The sequence below is a fragment of the Rhizobium sp. PEPV16 genome, from assembly GCF_008919455.1.
Lineage (GTDB): Bacteria > Pseudomonadota > Alphaproteobacteria > Rhizobiales > Rhizobiaceae > Rhizobium > Rhizobium leguminosarum_Q.
This window is the reverse complement of the sequence record NZ_VSZV01000110.1, coordinates 2,078-4,974: the sequence shown is the minus strand read 5'-3', so window position 1 is coordinate 4,974 and position 2,897 is coordinate 2,078. Positions and strand designations below refer to the sequence as shown.

At 59.4% G+C, this 2,897-nt stretch carries 2 protein-coding genes and 1 pseudogene; 2 read left to right on the top strand and 1 reads right to left on the bottom strand.

Features of this window, described 5'->3' with window-relative positions; genetic code table 11:
- Positions 1 to 742 (top strand): AsmA-like C-terminal domain-containing protein (locus FY112_RS01560; RefSeq protein ID WP_181018123.1); only part of this gene is annotated, 742 nt, incomplete at its 5' end.
- Between the two features lie 50 nt (positions 743 to 792).
- Here the strand turns inward: FY112_RS01560 and FY112_RS01555 are convergent.
- Positions 793 to 2,453 (bottom strand): annotated as a pseudogene (locus tag FY112_RS01555) (alpha-amylase family protein).
- A 239-nt stretch (positions 2,454 to 2,692) separates the two neighbouring features.
- Here FY112_RS01555 and FY112_RS37305 point away from each other — a divergent pair.
- Positions 2,693 to 2,897: hypothetical protein (locus tag FY112_RS37305; RefSeq protein WP_151517478.1), on the top strand; the 205-nt coding region annotated here is incomplete at its 3' end.

The following is a 2,897-nucleotide window of genomic DNA, read 5'->3' as shown; positions in this document are numbered from 1 at the left end:
GCTGAAAAACGTCATCGGCTTCAACGACGAGAAGGTCGGCAATTTCCAGGCGCAAATATCACTGCGCGGCGACAAGCTGCAGGCGCTCAATTTTTCCGCCGTGACCGACAGCGGCGAGGCTGTGGTCAGCCAGATGAAGGACGGCGGCGTCATCAACATCACCAGCGGCGATGCCGGCGCGGTATCGCGTTTCGCCGATCTCTACCAGCACATGCAGGGCGGCCTGCTCAATCTGGCGATCCGGCTGGGGGCGGAAGGCGGCTGGGACGGCTCGCTCGACGTGCGCCGCTTCGCGATCGTCAACGAACAACGCCTGCGCTCGATCGTCTCGACACCGGTCGGAAATGAGCAGCGCAGCCTCAACGAAGCGGTCAAGCGCGACATCGATACCTCGTCGCAGCGCTTCCAGCGCGGCTTTGCCCGTGTCGTCTCGCGCAATGGCATGGTCGGCATCGAGAACGGCGTGCTGCGCGGCGACCAGATCGGCGCGACCTTCCAGGGCATCGTGCGCGACCGCAAGGGCAACATGGACATGACGGGCACCTTCATGCCCGCCTATGGCCTCAACCGCCTCTTCGCCGAACTGCCGCTGATCGGGGTCATCCTCGGCAATGGCAGCGACCGCGGCCTGATCGGCATCACCTTCAAGCTGACCGGCAAGTTCGACCAGCCGAACCTGCAGATCAACCCGCTGTCGATCATCGCGCCGGGCGTCTTCCGGCAGATTTTTGAGTTCCAGTAGCAGGGAAAGCGCGAACGCGAATATGGACGGCCATGTGATCTCCTTAGGACTTAAATCTCCTTCCGCCTGAGGAGATAATCGAGTCCGCCGACCCGATACCAGCGATAGCCGTATGCATCGAGCATGACGGTATGAAATCCTTTCTCGTCTGCCTCGCTGCTCGCGCCATCGGCGATATCGATCAATTGCCGCCCGTCTTCGCCGATCTCGGGATCGAAGGTCACCTCCGCCGGCTGCGCATGCAGATTGTGCAGGATCAATACCGAATTGCCGCGCCAGTCATAACGAAGCGCCAGCACGCCGTCATTCCCGGTGTCGATCACGGAAAAATCGCCCCAGCCGATTTCAGGGGCTTCCTTGCGCATCCGGATCATCCGCTCGGTCCAGTTCAGCAACGAGTTGGGATCGCGCCGCTGTTCGGCGACATTGACATGCTGGAAACCGTAGGGACCATCCTTGATAACGGGTGAGATGGGCTTTTTACTTTTGGTGAACCCGCCTTCCGGTTCCGTCGACCATTGCATCGGCGTGCGTGCGCAATTGCGCTCCGGCAGGCCTAGATCGTCGCCCATGCCGATTTCGTCGCCGTAGCGGATGACGGGCGTTCCTGGCAGCGAAAACAGCAGGCTGTAGGCCATTTCGATCCTGCGGTGGTCGCCGCCGAGCATGGGCGCGAGGCGACGACGAATGCCCCTGTCGTAAAGCTGCATGTCCTTTTCAGGCCCGAAGGCGGCAAATACCGCGCCGCGTTGCTTTTCCGTCAGCCGGCCGAGATCCAGTTCATCATGGTTGCGGAGGAAGAGGCCCCATTGTGCGGTCGCCGGGCGCGGTTTCGTCGCCTCCATGGCCTTCTTGAGCGGCCGCGTATCGGCGCTGGCGAAAGCGTAAAACAGCGCCTGATTGACCTGGAAATTGAACATCATCTGCATGCGGTCGCCATCATCGCCGAAATATTCGAAATTGTCCTTCGGCAGGATATTGGCTTCTGCCAGGATGATGGAATCGCCCAGGCGCCACTGCAGGAATTCGCGGAATTTCCTCAGCATATCGAACTGTTCGACAGGCTTGGTAACGTCGGCGCCTTTCGTTGCGATGATGAAGGGGGCGGCATCCATCCTGAATCCGGAGACGCCGAGCTGGATCCAGAAGCCCATGATCTTGAGGATCTCCGCCTGCACCTCGGGGTTCGACGTATTGAGATCGGGCTGGTGATCGTAAAAACGGTGAAAATAATAGGCCTTCGCCTTGTCGTCATAGGTCCAGGTCGTCTTCTGGACCCCAGGGAAGACCATGCCCTGATCGGCATTATCAGGCTTTTTCTCCGACCAGACGTACCAGTCGCGATAGCGTGAGCGTGGATCGCTCCTGGCGGCCTGGAACCAGGGATGGTCGCTGGATGTATGATTGATCACCAGATCGATCAGCACCCGGATACCGCGCTGCTTGGCGCCGTGGGTGAATTCGACGAAATCGCCGAGCGAACCATAGCGCGGGTCGACATTGTAATAATCGGAGACGTCGTAACCGTCGTCGCGACCGGGCGATGCCTGAAACGGCATGAGCCAGATCGCTGTCACGCCAAGGCCGGAGAGATAATCGAGGCGCCGCATCAGACCCTGAAATCACCGACGCCGTCACCGTTCGCATCCATGAAGGTCTCGACGGACAGGCAATAGATGACAGCGTTCTTATACCAGAGGTCGTTGATCATGCCGGGCTCCAATCCAATCTGGTCGCAAATCCCGGCGGGCGGAAAAGGTTCCGATAAAGCATTCGCTATGTGGGTCGCTAGGCTTCGCAGTAGAAAATGCGCCGGCTCCTCCTCGAGAAAACCGATTCCAAGCCAGGCTGACAAATCCGGCGGTGATGCTTTGCCTATTTTAGGAAAATCTGATGTACTATAATGTCCCGGCCACGAAGCAAAAGGCCGGTGCAGTGTCGGAGGATGCGATGCAGTGCACTCGGACAGTTTCGTTTGTATCGGCTGCGATGATGGCCGTCACTGTTGACGGCGCTTCGCTTGCTGCGGAAAAGAGCGGGCGGCTTAACTCGCAGGAGGCGGTCATCCGTTCCAAGCACGTCCTAACGGTTCCTCTGGACGCGATGATGACGCCGCCGATCTTCTCGATCAGCTGGTGGTCGCGGGTGAAGCCCG